Below are 20,969 nucleotides of genomic sequence, written 5' to 3'. Positions count from 1 at the left end.
CAACCCAAATGAAATATATTAAAATGAACAAACGTGTAAAAGTAACCTTGCTTACGGCATTGGTACTGGCTAACCTTTCGTTTAAAGGCGCCCCCGGAGATGAAAAAAACCCACCCCTGCTTACGGTAGACGGCCTGCAGTTTGCCGACCTTAACCGCAACGGTAAACTGGATGTATACGAAGATTACCGCCGCACTATAGAAGACCGCGTTAACGACCTTGTTGCCCAAATGACAGAGGACGAAAAAGCGAGTTTTGTATTGGGTACCGGTATGCCCGGATATGACGGTATTACACCTGTAGTTGGCGCCATAGAAGGCCGCGTACCGGGTGCCGCCGGAGGTACTTACGAAATTGAGCGCCTTGGCATTCCGGCTATTATTGTAGCCGATGGCCCTGCCGGCCTTCGTATAAAACCAAAAAGGGATAATGATACCAATACCTATTATTGCACGGCTTTTCCGGTAGGTACAGCATTGGCCTCTACCTGGAATACCGAGCTTATTGAAAGCGTAGGTAAAGCTATGGGTAACGAGGTTAAAGAATATGGTATAGATGTGTTGCTTGCACCGGCGCTTAACATTCACCGTAACCCGTTGTGTGGCCGTAACTTTGAGTATTATTCAGAAGACCCGTTAGTATCGGGTAAAATTGCTGCGGCAATGGTAAACGGTATCCAGAGCAATGGCGTAGGTACCTCTATAAAACACTTTGCTGCCAACAACCAGGAAACCAACCGCCTTTCTATCAACGAGCATATTAGCGAAAGGGCTATGCGCGAATTGTACCTTAAGAATTTTGAGATAACCGTTAAGGAGTCGCAACCGTGGACGGTAATGTCATCTTACAACCTTATTAACGGTACGTATACATCAGCACGCGAAGACTTGCTTACAGAAATTCTTCGTAACGAATGGGGCTTTAAAGGCATTGTAATGACCGACTGGTTTGGTGGTTACGCAGGTTTTGAGTCGCTTAAAGGTACAAGTAACGTAACGGCACAGCTAACAGCCGGTAACGACCTGCTTATGCCGGGTATGGATCAGCAGAAGAAATCGATACTTGCCGACTTAAAAAGCGGCAAACTTAGTAAAGATGTTTTAGACCGTAACATTAAAAGGATATTGGAACTGGTTATGAAATCGCCGGTTACCAAAAAATATAAATATACCGATAAGCCAGATCTTAAAGGCAACGCCAAAGTAACCCGAGATGCCGCTGCCGAAGGTATGGTACTGCTTAAAAACGAAAGCAACGTACTACCTTACACCAATAAAACAGGTACTATTGCTGCGTTTGGTGTAACATCATACTCATTTATAGCCGGTGGTACCGGTAGTGGCGATGTTAACGAGGCCTACACCATATCGTTATTAGACGGTTTAAGTAATGCCGGTTTTAAATTAGACGAAGAGCTTAAAAAAGTATACGTTCCGTTTGCCGAAAAAGAAAACAAAAAAGAACTGGCACGACGCGAAAAAGAAGGCTTATTAGTACCGCCGCCAAGGTTTTCTGAACTTGACATGACCACTGATTTTATTGCACAAAGGGCTGCTGCCGATGACCTTGCTATTATAACGCTGGGCCGTAACAGTGGCGAAGGCGGAGACAGAGCCATATCTGACTTTAATATTGGTACCGATGAGGCTAAGCTTATTGATGATGTTAGCAAGGCCTTTCATGCCAAAGGTAAAAAGGTAGTGGTAATACTAAATATTGGTGGTGTTATGGAAACCGCCAGTTGGAAAAATAAAGTAGATGCTATTTTATTAGCATGGCAGCCGGGCCAGGAAGGCGGTAACTCTGTAGCCGATGTATTAAGCGGTAAAGTAAACCCATCGGGTAAATTAACCATGACGTTCCCTGTTAAGTATGAGGATACGCCATCGGCCAAAAACTGGTTGGGCACCCCGGCAGATAATCCTAAAGAGGTTACGTATGAAGAAGGTGTTTACGTAGGCTACCGCTACTACAACACGTTTAACGTAAAGCCATCGTATGAGTTTGGTTACGGTAAATCGTACACCACGTTTGATTATACCGATGTTAGACTGGGCAGCAAAGCCTTTGATAAAACCATGACGGTTACCGTTACGGTTAAAAACAACGGTAAAGTAGCCGGTAAAGAGGTGGTTGAGGTGTACTTATCTGCCCCTGCTAAAAACATCGACAAACCAAAATCAGAACTAAAAGCCTTCGGCAAAACTAAAGAGCTCAAACCGGGCGAAAGCCAGACACTTACGCTAACACTTAGTGCCAAAGACCTTGCCTCTTTTGTGGAAAGCAAAAGTGCATGGGTTGCCGAAGCCGGTACGTATACCGTAAGTGTGGGTGCATCATCATTTGATATTAAAAAAACAGCCACGTTTACCCTTGCTAAAGAGCAGGAGGTAGAAAAGGTTAAAAAAGCGTTTGCGGCAGATAAGAAATTTGCCGATATGAAACCCTAAACTATTTTTTTGGTTATAAATAGTGTTACGTTTTGTTACTTTTTATGTGTAAAAACCACTGTGCTACGGCATAGTGGTTTTTTGCTTTTAATATAATCCCGATAGCCTACACCCAACCTGCAAGGTTTTTTGAAACTTTGTAGGTTTATCAATAAGCTAAATTTAAAACCTACAAGGTCTTAGAGACCTTGCAGGTTGCTAAATCGTAAATAGCAGACCCTGAAAGGGTCGCACATAATAGCGTAGGGAAACGCCCTGCGAAAACGCCCAAGCAACGCATAAAAAAAGGCTGCTCCCAAAATAAGGAACAGCCTGCAAAGTAAAGGCATTCGAAAAATTAGATGGCGGTATAACCACCATCGGCAATAATATAGCTACCTGTAGTAAACGACGATTTATCTGAACTAAGAAAAGTAACCAGATCGGCAATTTCCTGCGCCGTACCCAGGCGGTTCATAGGTGCTTTAGCCTCAAGGGCTTTCAGCATATCTTTATTAGAGTGTGCAGTAAGCAGCGGAGTCTCAATATAACCGGGACCTACCGCATTACAACGAATGTTTTTAGTACCGTACTCTGCCGCAATGTTTTTAGTAAGGCCAACCACACCGTGCTTAGCAGCCGTATAAGCCACACTGTTAGGTGCTGCCACCGTACCGTGAATAGAAGCGATATTTACAATGCTGCCACCACCATTTTTTTCCATCTGCTCTAACTGGTAACGGCAGGCATAAAACACACCGCTAAGGTTAAGGGCAATAACTTTATCCCAGGCATCTGTTTCATATTCACCTGTTGGGGCAGCGGGGCCACCAATACCGGCGTTATTGCAGGCCACATCTAAACGGCCGTATTTAGCCACAACGGCTTCCACTAATTTCTTGTTCTCTTCGGCTATAGACGAGTCGGCTTTTACAAAAAAGGCCTCGCCACCGGCATCCTGTATTGCTTTAACGGTTTGTTCGCCGTGTTCAGCACTAACATCTGCAACTACTACTTTGGCGCCCTCCTGGGCGTATGTTTCGGCTATTGCGCGGCCAATTCCCGATCCTGCTCCGGAAACCACAGCCACTTTGCCTGCTAATAAAGACATGTGTTTGATTTTTAAAATTATACTATAAAGTTAGCGAATATCCTGCCATCATTGTCTCTATAAGAAGCATTTGTATAAACTTTAACAATAGCTTAAAATGACGTGTTAAAACATGGCTGTCAATTTAAAAATCAGGTAACTTTGCAGTATGTATGCCCTGATTGACTGCAATAATTTTTACGCCTCTTGCGAGCGTGTTTTCCAGCCCAAATGGCAGGGAAAGCCCGTTGTAGTATTGTCTAACAACGATGGCTGCATTATATCGCGCAGCGAAGAAGCCAAGGCTTTGGGCATTGGCATGGCCGTGCCGGAGTTTAAAATCAGGGATATGCTACGCGAAAACGGCGTGGGTGTGTTCTCTTCCAACTATTCCCTTTACGGCGACCTTAGTGAGCGTGTTATGGGCATTATGGAACTGTTCTCGCCCAACGTAGAAAAATACAGCATAGACGAGGCTTTTGTAGACTTTAACGGGGTTGCAGTACAAGATTACCATAGCCGCGGCCTTGAGATGCGCAACCGCGTTTTAAAATGGCTGAGCATACCTATTTGTGTGGGGGTAGCGCCTACCAAAACCCTTTCTAAAGCAGCCAACCGCATTGCCAAAAAATACCAGGACCACACTCAGGGCGTGTATGTTATAGATACCGAAGAGAAACGTATTAAAGCCCTTAAATGGCTTAAAATAGAAGATGTTTGGGGCATTGGCTACCGCACCGCGCGCAAGCTTAAGGCGCGTAATGTGGTTACAGCCTACGATTTTACGCTACCCCACATGGAAGACTGGATAAAGAAAGAAATGGGCGTAGTAGGCATGCGCATAAAAATGGAGCTGGAAGGCACACCCACCCTTGGCGATGGCGCCGTGCCGGAAAAGAAAAAAAGCATTGCTACTACCCGCAGTTTCCCTAAACAGTTGACTGATTACGATTTAATCAGGGAGCGTGTAAGCACGTTTGCATCTGTCACTGCCGAAAAGCTGCGCAAGCAAAACTCAATGTGCCATACCATTATTGTAATGCTGGTGGCCGATAAGCACAGTATAGACACCCCAAAATACCATTACAGCCGGGCGGTAACGCTTCCGTTTGCTACCAATTCGGCTATAACTATAAGTAATGCTGCCATACAACTGCTTAAAGATTTAATGCAAAGCACTGATACCGTTAAGTTTAAAAAGGCCGGCGTTATTGTAAGCGAGCTGGTGCCCGATAATACCAAGCAGTTTAACCTGTTTGTAGATGAAGACCCACGCCACGCCGCCATTATGAAGGCAATGGATAAAATGAACACCAAAAACGGCAGCCGGGTTGTTCGCCTGGGCGCGCAGGCAGAAAAAACGTGGGACATGAAGCAGGAAATGCGGTCACCACGCTATACCACAGCTATTAACGATATACTTGTTGTACAATGCCATTAGATAAAAACAACAAGCCTAAGCTTACCCTTTTTTCGCCTGATTTTGAGGGCGGTGCAGAGTTGCCCCTTATAAATCACGGGGTTAAGGCAGGATTTCCGTCGCCGGCACTCGATTTTATGGAGTACGCCATAGACCTCAATAAGCACCTGGCACGCAACCCTTTAGCCACCTTTTATATTAAGGTAGATGGCAACTCTATGACCGATGCCGGTATAGACCACGGCGACCTGCTGGTTATAGACCGTAGCCTGGAACCTGCCGATGGCCGCATTGCCATTTGCCTTATCGATGGCGATTTTACCGTTAAACGCCTTAAACTGCAAACCGACTGCCTTTACCTTATGCCCGAAAACCCTGCTTACCAGCCCATTAAAGTAACCGAAGACAACCAGCTCGTTATCTGGGCTATTGTAACGTATGTAATTAAAAGGGTGGGATAATAAGCCTATGGCAAAGAAAAATGCCATTTACCTTTTACGGCAACCGTTGTTTTTGTATTTTTCTGCATCAGATAGCAAACAGCCTTCCCAAAAAAAAATTCAATATCTCAGAATGAAAAAAATTGCTGCACTTATAGCCTTCCTTTTATCGTTTATGGTTCAGGCACATACACACCACGCAACAACCGGTTTAGGTGCTGTAGCACAGTCTAATCATAAAAAAAAGGCTCAGGGTAGTAAAGATTTTGAGGTGGTAAACGCTATTGCCGATATGCAAAAACTTGTAGTTGCCGCACCCAATAACAACCAGCTTTTGTATGTTAAAGGCTATTTTAAGCCGGGTGATGGCGGCGAGGGCTTCTTTTTATACAAGCATGCCGACACCCTTAAAACCAACCTGGGTACTATTTTTGCCTCATACAAAAAAACCGGCAGATGGATACGCCAATACTCTGGTTATATGAATGTTGCCTACTTTGGAGTGCAGCGCAACTGGGAATTTGATAAGGTAATTACCAATTCTGAAAGGATACAAAATATGATAGACTTTGCATCTGAAAATCAAATTTATAGCACCCAAAGCGATGTAACCATCTTTTTTCCGAACGGGCAGTACTTTATAGATAAACCACTGATTATAAAAGACTACGTTAAGCTATTAGGTTCTCCGGGCACATTGCTTACCAATAAGGGCGACAAGTACGATTATATGTTTAAACTCAACAAAGGTGCTGTAACCCACGTGCGTATGGAAAATTTCCAGATAAACTGCAACAGGCAGCCAGGCGTTGGGGGGATGCATTTTAAAGCAGAATTTCCTGCAAAAGGCAATCAGCAGGGTGGGCTTTGGGATGCCGTTTTTAAAAACATTACTATATCCGAAGCCTCAAACACAGGCATTTACATGGAAGGCGGCGAGGCATCTGTAAGCTATAACCTGGCGCACCAGTTTATATTGTTTGAAAACGTGAGGGTTAGCCGCATTAATGCAGAGCATCCTGCTCTTAAAATGACAGGCTATAACGCCAATTTTACCTATACCAACTGCGAGTTTAGAAACACGGGCACTTTTGCCGATAATAAATATAACGCCGTAGATGGCGCTTGCATACTTATAACATCTAACGATCCACCCCCTTATCAGCAGGGGTCGTATGCTGTTTCGTTTATAAATTCGGGGTTTGGCGGGTATCCAAAGTATGGGGCAATTATAGAAAATTCAGGACAAATAACTTTTGACACCGGCTTTTACGAAGGATCTGATATTGCTTTTGATATTAAGAACAGCAAGCATGTGCAGATTATTAACAACCGGTTTGCCAATGCCGCCGGCTGCGGTGCTAAAGAGGGCCTGTTTTCTCATACGGGGAATTCCGGTGCCATTGTAACCGCCGAAAACTCTGTAATAGAGGTATCTAACAACCGAATGGATGTAAGCCTGGACGAGTATCCGGCGCTGAAAGATCAGTATTTTATTATAGGCAAAGGCAATAACAACGTGTTTAACATTCAAAACAACTCTTTTAATGTGCCGGCCCTTTCAAAAACATTAGGCCTCGTACAAGCTATACAGGTGGTTAATGGTGCACTGGATCTTGCCGGAAGAAAGATAGTTAGCGTAAACCCGCCCGACAACTACGACTATACTATAATTGATATTGAGACACTTAACGCTACGTCCAGCACCGGCGAAACCTTTTTTATAAAGGCTAACGAATGCCGACTCAGGTTTGTACAAATGGATGCCAACGATACCTCCGGGCCAAATATTTACTTAAATGGTAAATCGTCGTTGAGTTTAAGTAATGGCCAGTCGGCTACGTTTATCAAAATAGAAAACACCTACCACCTGGTTTCTGTTACTAAATAAAACATGGCAAAAAACGCTTAATATTTCACTTTCGGACTTCGAGTTACGCTATTTTTGCGCATAAAATATCCGGCACGAATTTCCTCAATCCTAACCTTTCAAAATTTGTGAAAATTCGAAAAATTCGTGTCAGCATTTTTTCCTTCCCATCATAATTTTCAAAAACGAATGATGAAACTTTTTCCGACACGAATTTTCACAGATTTTCACGAAGCTCAAATTTTGTATTTGAGAAATTCGTGTCGGATGATTCCCTTATCACATATCTACAACAAACTATCGTATTTATACAATTGCGTTTCCTGATTATTCCCGAAATTTGTAATCATGGAAAAATCCGGAATAACCAAAACACAAATAGCGGTAATGAGCGTGGCTGCCGGCGTTTGCGTAGCCAACATTTACTACAACCAACCCATACTAAAAGACATAGCCCTAAACTTTAAGGTAACCGAAAGCCGCGCAGGCATTATATCGGTACTGGCGCAGGCGGGCTACGGACTCGGGCTGTTCTTCCTTACCCCGTTGGGCGACAAAATAAACCGCAAGAAACTCATCGTGGCCTTAATGATAGCCCTTGTGGCAGTATTGGTAGGCATTACGTTTGTACAGAATTTCTTTTGGTTGTGTATCTTTAGCCTGCTTACGGGCTTGTTGGGCGTGGCAGCGCAGGTAATTTTACCTATGGCGGCAAGCATGGACAGCAAAAACCGCGGCCGCACCGTGGGCATTATATTTACCGGCATATTGGTGGGCATACTGGCGGCCCGGGTGTTTAGCGGTTTTATTGCCGAATGGCTCAACTGGCGCTACGTATACGGCATATCGACGGGTATGGTGGTGGTTAGCACGGTTATGATACAAGTGGCACTACCCAATGTAAGTCCTGGGTTTCAGGGCAACTATGCCAGCTTGTTAGGCAGTACCCTGCACCAGTTTAGGCGTTTTCCGCAATTGCGAAAAACAGCCCTGTTAGGAGCATTAGCCTTTGGGGTATTCTGCTCGTTCTGGACAACCCTTACATTCCAGCTCGGCGGAAGCCCGTTTAACTTTAAGTCAGATATTATAGGCCTGTTCGGCATCCTGGCCATAGCCGCAGCGCTGCTGGCACCGCTTTTTGGCAAGCTGGCCGACAAAGGCAACCCCGCCCGGGCACAGCTTATAGCCATAAGTTTAGTGCTGGTAAGCATTATTTTAGTAAAATTTTATCCATTTTCGGTAATAGCCTTTGTAATTTCGGTACTACTGTTAGATGTTGGCATTCAGGCCACGCAGGTAACCAACGTAGCCACCATTTACACACTCGACGAAACCGCCCACAGCCGCATTAACACCGCCTACATGACCACCTATTTTATAGGCGGCGCCCTTGGCAGCTTTGTGGGCATACAATGCTGGAACGCCGGCGGCTGGCAAATGGTAACCTGGCAGTTGCTTATATGGTGCCTGCTGGCTTTGGGGATAGTGCTTTTGGGAGTGAGGAATTTAAAAACCTCAGCCTCTCAATAAGAAGTCCTTACCCAGCCCCTCTCCGAAGGGAGGGGAGCCAGCTACACTCAGAAGAGTAAGCACGATTGAATGAAGCTCTGGCGGCCTCATCTTTTTGCGTTAAGCAAATTATAAGAAGAGGCGTTAAAATCATTTGCTGTTTGAGCGCCAGCGAGCCTGCCTGCCGGTAGGCAGGTTCAAATGATTTAGCCGAAGCGAAATAATTGTAGCTAAAAAAGATGTAGCCTTGAATTTTTGTTTCTTTTGTTTCAAGACAAAAGAAAAATGAACATAGAACACATGAAAATACCCATATTATGAAAAATATACTCCTCACCATACTACTATCCGGAACTGCCTTTGCACAAAACAAGCTCGAAGAAGTAGCCGAGTTTGGCAAGAACCAACCCATAGGCGTGGCGGTGCAAACCGGCACCAACAGGCTGTTTGTGTCGTTTCCGCATACCGAGCCGTTTTTGTATGCCGTTACAGAAATTGTAAACGGCAAGCGCGTGCCCTACCCAAACGAGGAATGGAACAAGTACCTGCCCGAAAAACCGGCCGATCATTTTGTAAATGCCCAGGATATGTATGCAGATGATAAGGGTTTCCTTTGGGTACTCGACTCTAAGCCTGCAGGCGCGGCAGCCGTAATTGGCGAAGGCGGTACCGAAACCGAGGGTACATTCAAGATGCTTAAAATTAACCTTGCCACTAATACCGTTGCCAAAATTTACACCTTTGGCGGACTCGATAAAACCAAAAGCGCCCTTAACGATGTGCGTGTAGATACCCAAAACCAACTGGCCTACCTGTCAGACCCCGGCCTTAAAGCCATTGTAGTGCTCGACCTAAATACTGATGCCGTTAGGGTTGTGCTGCAAAACCATACCTCTACCACCGTTACCCCGGGCTACAAAGTGGTTATAGACGGCAAAGAAATGACAGACGATAAAGGCAAGCCCTTTAAAAGCGATGTTAACGGCATTGCGCTTACTAAAAACAACAAATATTTTTACTACAAGCCCATTAACCACGACAAGCTGTACCGTATAGCAACCCAATACCTGGCCGATGCCGCGCTAACCCCTGCCGCCATTGCCGCCAAGGTACAAACGGTTGGCAACGCCGGTGTTACCCACGGCCTGGAAGCCGACGCCAAGGGCAATATTTACTTTGGCAATTCGCCCGAGCATGCCATTAAGTACATTTCGCCTGATGGTAAGCTGCATACCTTGGTAACCGACGACCGCATTATCTGGCCCGACTCTTTTGGCATTGGTGCCGATGGCTACCTTTACTTTAGCTGTGCCCAAATGCACCGCCTGCCCAAATACAACAACGGCGAAAACAGGGTGGAGTATCCGTTCAGGGTTTTTAGGGTTAAGTTGGGGGAGTAGGGGATTTTGTTCGATAAGGTGGACACTAATAATCAGGTAAATTTCACTTTGGTTAAAATTCTTTTTTTTGATCACTGTACTTTAAAAAAGCTACAATTCAAGGGCATGTCCTTAAATAATCTACTATTCAATGACATGTTTTAAAAATAAGTTGTATTTTTGCAGCAACAGTACACACCACGCGATAGGCTTCTTTTAAAGAAACACAGCGTCCCAGGGTGTGTCTTTTGCTTTTATAAAGGTTTGTAAAACTATATAGCCTCGCTGATAATACATTTTTTAGTATTTTAGCGAGGCTAATTTTATTTTATGTTCACAAAAAAGGCCTTTACAATAGAGGCACAAATCAGTCAGCTGAAAGAAAGAGGGTTAATTATCAACAATCAAGATAATGCACAACATTATCTATCACACATAAGCTATTACAGATTAGGAGAATATTGGTTTTCTATGCAGGAAGATAAAGAAAATCACTTATTTAAGCCCAACAGCAGATTCCCTGATGTAATTGCCTTGTACAATTTTGACAGAGAGTTACGAATATTACTTTTTGATATTATCGAAAAGATAGAAATAAGCTTAAGAACAAAATTGATCTATCACCTTTCGCATGAATTTGATGCCTGGTGGTTTCAGAATTTTGAAATTTTTATTGATAGTAAAGCGTTAGTAAAAACTTTAGCAAGTTTAGAGGAAGAACTTGAACGCACAAAAGAAGTAACCATAAAAAATCATTTTAAAAAGCATAAAGATGATTTGCGATTCCCCCCGTCCTGGAAATCCTTAGAACAGACCAGCTTTGGGGCTTTATCTAAACTATATGGTAATTTAAAGAACAATGTCAAATCAAAAGACACTATCGCTATCGAATTTGGTGCAGTTAATCATACATATCTTCCAAGTTGGCTTCAGTCAATTGCTCAAATAAGAAATTTATGCGCACATCATTCGAGACTATGGAATAAAAATTTACCAGGAGCACCTAAACTTTTAACAAAGCCACCTTTTGCCTGGGTTAATGATGTGCCTGGCCAATTTCAAAAACTATACGTGCATTTGTGCATAATGAAGTATCTAATCAATATTATTCAGCCGGAAAATAATTTCACAAATAGGTTAAACGACCTATTTGTGAAATATCCCAATGTTGATCCTGATGCGTTAGGGATGAAACCCAAATGGCAGGATGAAGAATTATGGAAAGTCACATAATGATAAACAAGCACTTACACAAAAGCCAAAGCGTGATTAATTTAATCTTGCTTTGGCTTTTGTGCAGTCGCTCCAGTACTTACCACAGGATTAGCATTACTTCTTGCACTATTTAAATAGGGCGAGTTAATTTCCGGTTCACCTGCAAGTTTTCGTAATAATCTGTTAGTCTCATGTTGCTGCGTAATACGTTCATCAATTTTATAATACCATAAAATCAATACACGAAGTGCAAAAAATATAATTGCTATTACTGCCAGAATTACAACAAGCTCCATTATGCCAAATTTTCCCATAAGTAAGAATTTTAATTGTTACATTTAAATCTAAAACCAAAGATAAATGGTATACTGCTAAACATTTTATGGAAATCCTCATTCGATATAGATTATTACCTTACGCTTATATAGATGGACTCCCAAAACCTAAACAACTCCCCCAAAAACCTAAAACAAAAGTCCGTATCCCGTTAGGGTAAGAAATGTTTGTGGCGTATCTTTACTACGCCTAAAAAACACCCCTTCATGGATAATTTAGATGCAGCAAGAATGCAAATGGCATTCACCCTTATATTTCATATTGTTTTTGCCTGTATTGGTATGGTAATGCCCTTTTTTATGGTCATTTCGCACTACAAATGGCTTAAAACCCGCAAACCCGAATTTTTAACCCTTACTAAATCGTGGCAAAAAGGCGTAGCCATATTTTTTGTTACGGGCGCCGTGTCGGGCACCGCACTTTCGTTTGAGCTGGGCCTGCTGTGGCCCAATTTTATGAAGTACGCCGGCCCCATTATTGGTATGCCTTTTTCGTTAGAAGGTGCCGCCTTTTTTATAGAGGCCGTGGCCTTGGGCTTTTACCTGTACGGGTGGAACAAAATACCCGAACGCTTTCACCTGCTTACCGGTGTAATTGTGGGGGTATCGGGGGTACTGTCGGGCATACTGGTAGTTTCTGCCAACAGCTGGATGAACGCCCCCAGCGGTTTCGACTACGTTAACGGCCAGTTTATCAACATCGATCCCGTTGCGGCTTTTTTAAACCCCGCCTGGTTTGCACAGGCCCTGCACATGACGCTGGCTGCCTTTGCCGCCACATCATTCGCCGTAGCAGGCATACATGCCTGGCAAATTTATAAAGGCCGAAACACCGTTGTACACAAAACCGCCTTTAATATTGCCATTGTATTTGGTGCCATAGCCGCATTGCTGCAACCCCTTAGCGGCGATTATTCGGCCAAGGATATTGCCGAGCGCCAGCCCGCCAAGCTCGCTGCCCTTGAGGCGCATTACAAAACCGAAAAAGGCGCTCCCCTTTATATTGGCGGTATTGTTAACGAAGACACCCACCAGGTTACCCACAAGATAGAAATCCCTAAAGCGTTGTCCTTTTTAGCCTTTGGCGATTTTGATGCCGAGGTTAAGGGCCTTAACGACTTCCCGGAGCAGGACCGCCCGCCCGTTGCCATAACGCACTATGCCTTTCAGGTAATGGTGGGCCTGGGCACGCTGCTAATGCTGGCCGCTGCCGTTTACCTCATCAGCCTTAAAAAGCGCACCTGGCAGGATAACAAACGCTACTGGCTGTACTTTGCCGTTATGGCTCCCGTTGGCTTTTTAGCCCTGGAGGCCGGCTGGATAGTAACTGAAGTTGGCCGCCAACCGTGGATAATACACAACGTTATGCGCACTAAAGATGCCGTTACCCCCATGCCGGGCATGATATACAGTTTTTATATGTATGTGTTTTTATACGTAATCCTGTCAATCTCGGTAACATGGCTTATGGCACGCCAGATAAAAGTGCTTAACACCACCCAAACCTCATAATTATGCTGTATGTAGTGCTGTTTTTTACCGTTCTTTCGTTTTTTTTATACGTGCTTTTGGGTGGCGCCGACTTTGGTGCCGGCATACTCGAAATGTTTTCGGGTGCAGAGCATAAAAAGTCCATCAAAAAAACGGTGTATAGTGTATTGGGTCCCGTTTGGGAAGCCAACCACATCTGGATCATTATCCTTATCGTAATTTTATGGATCGCCTTTCCGGCCTTTTATAATGTGGTAATTATTTACCTACACATTCCGCTAACCTTAGTGCTGTTGGGCATTACCCTGCGCGGTGTGGCATTTGTTTTCCGTCATTACGATGCCGTTAAAGACAAAACCCAGCACCTGTACGACCGCATGTTCGAATTCTCGTGCCTGGTTACCCCTATTTTTCTGGGAATGACGTTTGGCACCCTCCTGCACGGCGACATCATGCTGTTGGAAGACTCTCCCAACGCCGACTTCTACGCGCTATACATTCATCCGTGGCTACAGCCGTTTCCTATATTTACCGGGTTCTTTTTTAGTGCGTTGTGTGTGTTTTTATCGGCTACTTTTTTAATTGGCGAAGCTAAAGATTACGAAAAACGCATGTATATGCGCAAGGCCGGTATTGCTACCTTAGTGGTGGTGGTACTGGGCATGGCAACCCTTATTGCGGGTTATATTGCAGGCAACGAGTTTACACAGGAGTTTTTATCCAATTACTACGCATTGGGTGCCGTAACCTTATCCGGGTTATTGCTGTACCCGTTGTGGAAAAGCATACGCATTGGGCGTATAATATACTGCCGCTTTTTTGCAGGCTTGCAGGTGTTGCTTATACTGTTTGCAGCCATAGGCATACACTACCCCAACCTTATTATTACCAGGAGTGGCGAGATTAGCCTGCTGGCCAACAGGGCCCCGGATGCCGTTATAAGCGTACTGGGTATCTCGTTAATAATTGGCGGACTGCTGATTATTCCCGGGTTGTTGCACCTTTTAAAATCGTTCAGGATGATAAAAATACTCGAAGAAAGAGATTAGTTGATATTGTTTGGAGGCAATAGCTTAATGATAGCGCTGATAGGTGTATGCAATTTGGGTACATTTACAAACTCAGCATAAAGTTTTCGCGGTTAAGCCCATCAGTAAGATACAGCTTGCTAATGCTCATTACATCAGACAGCATTTTTTTTAGTGCCGAAAAATCATTTGGCTTTTTAACGTAGATATTTGCACCCGCAACAAAAGTATCTTCAATATCTGCAATAGAGCCCGATGTAGAATATATGGCTACAGCTACTTCTCTAAACTTTGCATTGCCCCTAATTTCTTTAAGGCACTCTTTACCGGGCTTGCCGGGCATGTTAAGATCCAGGAAAATAATATCAGGAAGTTTCTCGGCCAAAGCCAGATAGCTCATCAGGGCATAGCCATCATTAACCATATCCAGGCTATGCACCATCTTTACCTCGTTAAAGGCATCTTCAAACAGCATCCGGTCATCCTGATCGTCATCTGCTAATACAATATGTAATTGATAAGAGCGCATTAATATGTTGGGTTAACCAAACCTGTTAGCAGTATTAAGGTATGCTTAGAATTGGTTAACCCTCCAAAAGTACTTCTAATAAAATGAAACTAATCATTAAACCGTAAAAATCTGTTTTTCAATAAATTATACATCAAAAACACTACTTAATACCGGTAGGCATAAGGGGCAGTTCTTTATCTTCCAAGTAACTCATCATAAAGCTTTCACGGTTAAGCCCATCGGTAAGGTAGAGGCGGCTTACGCTAATAACATCGACAATAATTTTTTTAAGCGATATATAATCGCCCGGCTTTTTAATAAAAATGTTAGCCCCGGCTACAAAGGCAGATTCCAGATCTTCTACAGATCCTGATGCCGTATAAACGGCCACAGCCATATCTCTAAACATTTTATTGTTCCTAATAATTTTAAGGCAGTCCATACCACTTTTATCGGGCAGGTTAAGGTCTAAAAAAACAAGGTGGGGCAGGTTTTTAGTCTGCTTTAAATGGCTTATAAGGTCTTCGCCACACGTAACAATAGTAAGGGTGTGCGCTACCCGCACATCATTAAATGCATCTTTAAACAGCATCCGCTCATTGGGGTTTGCAGCGGCAAGAACAATATTTAATTTACCTATCTTCATACATAAAATGCTAATCAATTTTTCTGCATTGTTATCCTCAAACATCCTGATTAACAAAATAAATTTAAATAATACCACGCATGACTACAAATAATTTAAGATTATTCTAAGCAATAATTATGATGTTATTCACAATTTAAGGCGCATATAATTTTATTTTAACACTATCTTACTATAATAATATACGTTTTTCCTGCTCCTGCAGATTTGATTCTTATACTTCGGTTTACAAAAAATTGCCCTTTGCTTTACGGTAACTTATTATAGCCTGCGGTGCAACTAACACCTACTTAACATGCGGCTTATAGTTTTGCGGCAATTAACAACGCAAATTATAAGTACATGAAAAAACTACTACTAATCCTGTCGGTTTTTATGCTGGCCCTAACGGCTAATGCACAAAAAACCGGCGTTATTTCCGGAAAGATCACCGATCTGGAAGGCAACTTCTCACTACCCGGGGCAACGGTAAAGCTTAGCGAAGGCAGTCGCTATACGATATCCAACCAAACCGGCGATTTCGAATTCCTTAACATTCCGGCAGGCAGCTATACTGTAGAGGTAATTTACTTAGGTTACGAAACAAAAACAGAGCAGGTAACTGTAAACGAGGGTGCCAATACTACCGTAAACATTGTTATGAGCACCGGTGCCGAAACACTGCAAAATGTTACCGTAGTAGGCGAACGCCTTAAAGGCCAGGCACGTGCCCTTAACCAGCAAAAAAACAACAGCAATATAACCAACGTAATCTCGTCTGACCAGGTGGGGCGTTTTCCTGATAGTAACGTGGGCGACGCCTTAAAGCGTGTTCCCGGTATTACCATGCAGAACGACCAGGGCGAAGCGCGTAATATTATCATCCGCGGCTTGGCGCCATCATTAAACTCGGTTACCCTTAACGGCGACAGGATACCATCGGCCGAAGGCGATAACCGTAATGTACAGATGGACCTTATTCCGTCGGACATGATTGCTACCATACAGGTAAACAAAACCCTTACGCCAGATATGGATGCCGATGCCATTGGAGGATCGGTAAACCTTATTACCCGTGCCACGCCAAACGGCGAGAGGATATCGGCTACATTAGCCGGTGGTTACGGCCCTATCAGGGAGAAGGCTATTTACACTGCAGGCCTTGTTTACGGTAACCGCTACCTTAGCAACAAGCTGGGCATGGTGGTTAGCGGATCGTACAATAACAACGATTTTGGGTCGGACAACATTGAGGCCGTTTGGGTTAAAGATGAGTTTAACAACGTATATGTAGAAGAGCACGATATCAGGAAGTACGATGTACAGCGTATTCGCCGTAGCGCATCTGTAGCGTTAGATTATAAGTTTAACGATAACAACGTTATTTACGCCAATGCCATTTACAACTGGAGGGATGACCGCGAAAACCGTTTTAGGACTACCTATGATGATATTGCGCCGGAGTATGAAGGCGAAACCATTATTGGCTACACCGGAAGGGTAAAGCGCGAAACTAAAGGCGGTGTAGATAACAGCCGCAACAAAAGCAGAAGGCTGGAAGACCAGCGTGTGCAAAACTATGCACTACGCGGCGAGCACCTTTTAAGCTCTACGTTAGATATGGACTGGTCTATGAACTACGCCAAGGCAAGAGAATTTAGGCCGGGCGAGCGTTACATAGAGTTTGAGCAGGAAGACCTTGCTTTTACACAAGACCTTAGCAACACTAAAAAACCTTTTATTGGCACCACAGGCGAAGATGCAGCTTCTTTTGCACAGTCGGCATTAACAGAAAACCGCGATAATACTGAGGAGAGCGAGTTTGGCGCAAGGGTAAACATCCGTTTTCCTTTCTCTGCTATAGCTGGGCAAAAAGGCCGTTTAAGAACCGGGTTACGCTTAAGGATAAAAGATAAAGACCGTAACAACATATTCTACTCTTACGAGCCAACCAGCGACGTTACACTGGCCGATGTGCAAACCAGCTACTTTGGTGGCAACGGTTTTAATCCGGGCAGCAAGTACGTACCGGGCCTGTTTGCTTCGGCCAACTACCTGGGCGGGCTTAACCTTAACAACACCGACCTTTTTGAGGGCGAGGCAGATCCGTCAGAATTCTTAGCGGTTAACTACAAAGCCAAAGAAAATATTTATGCCGGCTATGTGCGCTGGGACCAGGATTTTAACAGCAAACTGTCTATGATATTAGGTGTGCGTATAGAAAACACCAACATAGACTATACCGCAAACAGGGTATTGGACGAAGAAGAGCTTGAAGGCCAGATAAACAACACCAACTCGTACACCAACGTGTTGCCAAGTGTTACCTTTAAGTATGATGCTACCGAGAATTTCATCCTGCGTACGGCCTTTACAACGGCATTGGCACGACCGGATTATTATGCGCTTGCACCGTATGTAAACAACATTGCAGCCGACTCTGAAATTATTGCCGGTAACCCGGAGCTTGATGCTACCTACTCGTACAACTTTGATTTAATGGGCGAGTACTATTTTAAATCGGTAGGGCTTTTATCAGGTGGTGTGTTTTACAAAAACCTGAACGATTTTATTTATACATACAGCAACAACCAGTACTCTACAGCCGATTTTGCTGCTGATTTCCCTACCCAGGCCAACCCTGTGCCGGTAGGCGAAGAGTGGACGTTTATCCAGTCGCGCAATGGCGATAATGTAGATGTGTATGGTTTAGAGGTGGCTTTTCAGCGCCAGCTTGATTTTCTTCCGGGATTTGCGAAGCATTTTGGGGTGTATACTAACTATACCTACACAAAATCTAAAGCTAAGGGTATTGCTGATGAAGATGGTAACGAACGTACCGATGTTAGCCTTCCGGGCACGGCACCGCACATGTTTAACGGATCGTTATTTTGGGATAACAACCGTTTCTCTGCAAGGGTATCGGTTAACTACGCCTCTGATTATTTAGATGAGTTAGGGTCAGACGATTTCCAGGACAGCTACTACGATAAGCAATTGTTTTTAGATGTAAACGTATCGTACAAAATAACCAGGAACCTGCGCATATTTGCCGATGCCACCAACCTTACCAACCAGCCGTTGCGTTACTACCAGGGCATATCGTCTCGCGTTAAGCAATTAGAGTACTACCAGTCGCGTTTTAACCTGGGCATCAAATTCGACCTATAAAATTTTAAAGTAATTTAGCCTTTGCGGGGCAGATACTATTTCCTCCGTAAGGGCTAAACTAATATAGTTACAATGCGTAAAACACTTATACTTTGCACTGCTGCTGCGCTGGCTACCGCCTGTGGATCTCACCTGGCTGCCATAAGGCCGGATGCTATCATCCCCACAGTTATTACCCAGGCCACACCGCACGATACCGATGACCCATCCATTTGGGTAAACCCGGCCGATGTTACCAAAAGCCTTATTATAGGCACCGATAAAGATACCGATGGCGGCCTTTACGTTTACAACCTTGAGGGTAAGATAGTAAACAAGTCCATTACCCTAAAAAGGCCCAATAACGTAGACATAGCTTACGGCCTTTTAGTAAATGGCAAAAAAACAGATATAGCGGTTACTACCGAAAGGGAAACCAATAAGATACGAATCTTCAGCCTGCCCGATATGGTGGCTATAGACAACGGCGGCATAGACGTTTTTACCGGCGATTTAGAGAGAGACCCTATGGGCGTTGCCCTTTACACCCGCCCAGACGACGGTGCTATTTTTGCCGTTGTAGGCAGAAAAACCGGCCCAACGGGCAGTTACCTTTGGCAATATGAGTTAACAGGAACTTCAACCGGAACCGTTACTGCCAATGTGGTGCGAAAATTTGGAAGCTTTAGTGGCAAAAAAGAAATTGAGGCTATTGCTGTAGACAATGAGCTGGGCTACGTATATTACTGCGACGAGAACGAAGGCATTAAAAAATACATAGCCAACCCGGCAATTGCAAATAATACCGAGCTTGCCTTTTTTGGCCAGAAAGATTTTAAGGCAGACCACGAGGGTATTGCTATTTATAAAACAGGGCCAACAACGGGCTATATACTGGTTTCTAACCAGCAGGCCAATACTTTTATGGTATACGCTCGAGAGGGCAGTAACGGCAATGTAAACGAGCACAAGCTGCTTGCAGAAGTGCCTACATCTACCATAGAGTGCGATGGCGCCGATGCCACAAGCTTAAATATGGGTGGTAAATTTCCCAAGGGGTTTTTGGTTGCCATGAGCAACGGCATGACGTTTCATTTATACGATTGGAACCTTGTACAGGCACGAATAGATGCTGCCGTAAAAAAATAAAAAGGACCGGGAAAGTGTGCATCCCTACGCACTGCTTTCCCAACCCTTTTATTTATAGTGTGGCGTGTATTAAACTAAAGCCGTATTAAGGTAGCGCAAAATATCGGTGCGCGCCACTTCGGGCATACGGTCGGGATTTTGCTCATCAAAGTCAAAAACCGTATGGTCTATCTCTATGCTGTACCTACCCGGATTTTTGCTCAGCTTTAAAAAACCTTTTTTGGCAGGCTGCCCGCTAACCTTAGTGGTAGCAAAAGACGGCCTGAACCTAAAACGCTTAATACTGTGGCTTGCCTTATGGTACATAAACCAAAGCATCTCTTTAAAACCGCTGTTGCGATCTTCTACCTCAACTATAGCTATATCGCTGTTGTCCAGAAAATACACTATTTCATGTCCGTTTTCCATATTGATTTCATTGATGATTAAACTTATAACGACTAAGTTGTAAATTTGTTACAAAGGAAATCAAAAAAAATTAAACGCTTGTTTAAAAAATGAAATATTTATGGGCATATCTTTTTTTTGTTCGTCATATCACAGGAGTGATAGTGCGGATTTGTAATTCGTGCCCTAATAACGTATCAGTTAAAAACTTTACTTGTACGCATTATTGAATTATTCAGTAAAGGTAAAGCGATATGTAATTGTGTCTTTTTTAAGGTAAAGTGTATCGCTGCAAGGTTGTTTTATTATGCTGTCTCCTTGGGCAGCAATCTTATTAAAGCTCGGATTGTATGTAGTATCAAAAAATTTAAGACGATAAGCCTTAAAAGGTGCAAATACATACTTTTCGCCATTTTTAAGGGTAAATGCAACACACCGGTCTTCATAATAAACACGGTCCAGCTGCCCTTTAATAGATGCCTGTTCAAACTTTTTAAAATTTTCAGCTCCCCGCCTCCTCATTTCAATTTGATTAGATGCCAAAAATGCTATTACCATTATAGCACCTAAGGTAACAACAATATATTTCCATTTCATTACAGCATTGCTTTTAAACAAAGTTAAAATAAAATTTATAAACATAAAAAAACCTCTCATTGCTGAGAGGTTTTGTACCTGGAGTGGGAACCTGCCTGCCGGCAGGCAGGTCGAACTTCACACACCTAAGTACACGAGTTTGAGTCGTGCCCCTGGTTATCTCTTATTATTTTTAATTTCTCTTTACCAATACCAGATTTATAATATTTCTCAATCTTTCTGGCCGCTTCACGGGTTTCGCATTCTTCAATATAAATCAATCTAAACGGCAAATACGGCCTTGTGGTTTTATTTCTGCCCTCATTATGTTCAGAAAACCTCCTGTCTACATTATCGCTAAGGCC

General features: G+C 43.6%; 18 protein-coding genes. 11 read left to right on the top strand and 7 right to left on the bottom strand.

The features are described from left to right. Positions 1-8 precede the first annotated feature (8 nt). The gene (locus tag G509_RS0107925; RefSeq protein WP_026991024.1) at positions 9-2,450 is read left to right on the top strand and encodes a glycoside hydrolase family 3 C-terminal domain-containing protein; all 2,442 of its coding nucleotides are present in this window, start codon (positions 9-11) and stop codon (positions 2,448-2,450) included. Positions 2,451-2,787: 337 nt separating this feature from the next. Here the strand turns inward: G509_RS0107925 and G509_RS0107920 are convergent, their stop codons facing one another. Continuing rightward, a complete protein-coding gene (locus tag G509_RS0107920; RefSeq protein ID WP_026991023.1) occupies positions 2,788-3,540 on the bottom strand; it encodes an SDR family NAD(P)-dependent oxidoreductase in 753 nt (250 codons plus the stop codon). Between the two features lie 148 nt (positions 3,541-3,688). Between G509_RS0107920 and G509_RS0107915 the strand changes: the two genes are divergently transcribed. From G509_RS0107915 to G509_RS0107885, 6 genes are all read left to right on the top strand, one after another. Continuing rightward, positions 3,689-4,960 (top strand): Y-family DNA polymerase, encoded by a 1,272-nt coding sequence (locus tag G509_RS0107915; protein ID WP_026991022.1) that lies wholly within the window; start codon positions 3,689-3,691, stop codon positions 4,958-4,960. Continuing rightward, positions 4,951-5,400, top strand: coding sequence for a LexA family protein (locus G509_RS0107910; protein ID WP_026991021.1), 450 nt, complete (start codon positions 4,951-4,953; stop codon positions 5,398-5,400). The genes G509_RS0107915 and G509_RS0107910 overlap by 10 nt, the downstream gene beginning before the upstream one ends. A gap of 112 nt (positions 5,401-5,512) precedes the next feature. Next, positions 5,513-7,270, top strand: a complete 1,758-nt coding sequence (locus G509_RS0107905) for a glycosyl hydrolase family 28-related protein (RefSeq protein ID WP_161627175.1) — start codon at positions 5,513-5,515, stop codon at positions 7,268-7,270. A 327-nt stretch (positions 7,271-7,597) separates the two neighbouring features. Beyond that, complete coding sequence (locus G509_RS0107900; RefSeq protein WP_026991019.1) at positions 7,598-8,779, top strand: MFS transporter; 1,182 nt, start codon at positions 7,598-7,600, stop codon at positions 8,777-8,779. Positions 8,780-9,075: 296 nt separating this feature from the next. Further along, the gene (locus tag G509_RS0107890) at positions 9,076-10,158 is read left to right on the top strand and encodes an L-dopachrome tautomerase-related protein (protein ID WP_026991017.1); all 1,083 of its coding nucleotides are present in this window, start codon (positions 9,076-9,078) and stop codon (positions 10,156-10,158) included. Between the two features lie 309 nt (positions 10,159-10,467). Continuing rightward, positions 10,468-11,370 (top strand): Abi family protein, encoded by a 903-nt coding sequence (locus G509_RS0107885; protein WP_026991016.1) that lies wholly within the window; start codon positions 10,468-10,470, stop codon positions 11,368-11,370. A gap of 41 nt (positions 11,371-11,411) precedes the next feature. Here the strand turns inward: G509_RS0107885 and G509_RS0107880 are convergent, their stop codons facing one another. Continuing rightward, on the bottom strand, positions 11,412-11,666 hold the full coding sequence (locus G509_RS0107880; protein ID WP_026991015.1) for a twin-arginine translocase TatA/TatE family subunit: 255 nt from the start codon (positions 11,664-11,666) through the stop codon (positions 11,412-11,414). Positions 11,667-11,894: 228 nt separating this feature from the next. On the opposite strand from G509_RS0107880, the gene G509_RS0107875 reads away from it, so the two are divergent. Continuing rightward, complete coding sequence (locus G509_RS0107875; protein ID WP_026991014.1) at positions 11,895-13,199, top strand: cytochrome ubiquinol oxidase subunit I; 1,305 nt, start codon at positions 11,895-11,897, stop codon at positions 13,197-13,199. A 2-nt stretch (positions 13,200-13,201) separates the two neighbouring features. Next, positions 13,202-14,227, top strand: a complete 1,026-nt coding sequence (locus tag G509_RS0107870; RefSeq protein ID WP_026991013.1) for a cytochrome d ubiquinol oxidase subunit II — start codon at positions 13,202-13,204, stop codon at positions 14,225-14,227. Between the two features lie 64 nt (positions 14,228-14,291). Here the strand turns inward: G509_RS0107870 and G509_RS0107865 are convergent, their stop codons facing one another. Both G509_RS0107865 and G509_RS21695 read right to left on the bottom strand, forming a co-directional pair. Next, a complete protein-coding gene (locus G509_RS0107865; RefSeq protein ID WP_026991012.1) occupies positions 14,292-14,735 on the bottom strand; it encodes a response regulator in 444 nt (147 codons plus the stop codon). Between the two features lie 142 nt (positions 14,736-14,877). Then, positions 14,878-15,363: a response regulator gene (locus G509_RS21695; protein WP_051200078.1), complete on the bottom strand. Its 486-nt coding sequence runs from the start codon at positions 15,361-15,363 to the stop codon at positions 14,878-14,880. Between the two features lie 342 nt (positions 15,364-15,705). Here G509_RS21695 and G509_RS0107855 point away from each other — a divergent pair, with 342 nt between their 5' ends. Both G509_RS0107855 and G509_RS0107850 read left to right on the top strand, forming a co-directional pair. Further along, positions 15,706-18,513 carry a TonB-dependent receptor gene (locus tag G509_RS0107855; RefSeq protein WP_026991011.1) on the top strand — a complete coding sequence of 936 codons (2,808 nt, stop codon included), beginning with the start codon at positions 15,706-15,708 and terminating at the stop codon, positions 18,511-18,513. 72 nt (positions 18,514-18,585) lie between these two features. Further along, positions 18,586-19,641 (top strand): phytase, encoded by a 1,056-nt coding sequence (locus G509_RS0107850; protein WP_026991010.1) that lies wholly within the window; start codon positions 18,586-18,588, stop codon positions 19,639-19,641. Positions 19,642-19,710: 69 nt separating this feature from the next. Here the strand turns inward: G509_RS0107850 and G509_RS0107845 are convergent, their stop codons facing one another. From G509_RS0107845 to G509_RS21690, 3 genes are all read right to left on the bottom strand, one after another. Continuing rightward, positions 19,711-20,049, bottom strand: a complete 339-nt coding sequence (locus tag G509_RS0107845) for a hypothetical protein (protein ID WP_026991009.1) — start codon at positions 20,047-20,049, stop codon at positions 19,711-19,713. Positions 20,050-20,259: 210 nt separating this feature from the next. Further along, complete coding sequence (locus G509_RS0107840) at positions 20,260-20,625, bottom strand: hypothetical protein (RefSeq protein ID WP_131450748.1); 366 nt, start codon at positions 20,623-20,625, stop codon at positions 20,260-20,262. A 125-nt stretch (positions 20,626-20,750) separates the two neighbouring features. After that, on the bottom strand, positions 20,751-20,969 hold a 219-nt coding region (locus G509_RS21690), incomplete at its 5' end, for a GIY-YIG nuclease family protein (protein ID WP_035738735.1).

Origin of the sequence: Flavobacterium subsaxonicum WB 4.1-42 = DSM 21790 (assembly GCF_000422725.1) — a bacterium.
Taxonomy (GTDB): domain Bacteria; phylum Bacteroidota; class Bacteroidia; order Flavobacteriales; family Flavobacteriaceae; genus Flavobacterium; species Flavobacterium subsaxonicum.
Note: the sequence above shows the minus strand (reverse complement) of the source record. Positions and strands in the feature narration are given on the sequence as shown.

Excerpts from the sequence above, each read along its gene's own strand:
- G509_RS0107920 (WP_026991023.1), bottom strand. The coding sequence starts at position 3,540 with ATGTCTTTATTAGCAGGCAAAGTGGCTGTGGTTTCCGGAGCAGGATCG.
- G509_RS0107910 (WP_026991021.1), top strand. The coding sequence starts at position 4,951 with ATGCCATTAGATAAAAACAACAAGCCTAAGCTTACCCTTTTTTCGCCT.
- G509_RS0107885 (WP_026991016.1), top strand. The coding sequence starts at position 10,468 with ATGTTCACAAAAAAGGCCTTTACAATAGAGGCACAAATCAGTCAGCTG.
- G509_RS0107915 (WP_026991022.1), top strand. The coding sequence starts at position 3,689 with ATGTATGCCCTGATTGACTGCAATAATTTTTACGCCTCTTGCGAGCGT.
- G509_RS0107900 (WP_026991019.1), top strand. The coding sequence starts at position 7,598 with ATGGAAAAATCCGGAATAACCAAAACACAAATAGCGGTAATGAGCGTG.
- G509_RS0107865 (WP_026991012.1), bottom strand. The coding sequence starts at position 14,735 with ATGCGCTCTTATCAATTACATATTGTATTAGCAGATGACGATCAGGAT.
- G509_RS0107905 (WP_161627175.1), top strand. The coding sequence starts at position 5,513 with ATGAAAAAAATTGCTGCACTTATAGCCTTCCTTTTATCGTTTATGGTT.
- G509_RS21695 (WP_051200078.1), bottom strand. The coding sequence starts at position 15,363 with ATGAAGATAGGTAAATTAAATATTGTTCTTGCCGCTGCAAACCCCAAT.
- G509_RS0107875 (WP_026991014.1), top strand. The coding sequence starts at position 11,895 with ATGGATAATTTAGATGCAGCAAGAATGCAAATGGCATTCACCCTTATA.
- G509_RS0107925 (WP_026991024.1), top strand. The coding sequence starts at position 9 with ATGAAATATATTAAAATGAACAAACGTGTAAAAGTAACCTTGCTTACG.
- G509_RS0107850 (WP_026991010.1), top strand. The coding sequence starts at position 18,586 with ATGCGTAAAACACTTATACTTTGCACTGCTGCTGCGCTGGCTACCGCC.
- G509_RS0107880 (WP_026991015.1), bottom strand. The coding sequence starts at position 11,666 with ATGGGAAAATTTGGCATAATGGAGCTTGTTGTAATTCTGGCAGTAATA.
- G509_RS0107840 (WP_131450748.1), bottom strand. The coding sequence starts at position 20,625 with ATGAAATGGAAATATATTGTTGTTACCTTAGGTGCTATAATGGTAATA.
- G509_RS0107855 (WP_026991011.1), top strand. The coding sequence starts at position 15,706 with ATGAAAAAACTACTACTAATCCTGTCGGTTTTTATGCTGGCCCTAACG.
- G509_RS0107870 (WP_026991013.1), top strand. The coding sequence starts at position 13,202 with ATGCTGTATGTAGTGCTGTTTTTTACCGTTCTTTCGTTTTTTTTATAC.
- G509_RS0107845 (WP_026991009.1), bottom strand. The coding sequence starts at position 20,049 with ATGGAAAACGGACATGAAATAGTGTATTTTCTGGACAACAGCGATATA.
- G509_RS0107890 (WP_026991017.1), top strand. The coding sequence starts at position 9,076 with ATGAAAAATATACTCCTCACCATACTACTATCCGGAACTGCCTTTGCA.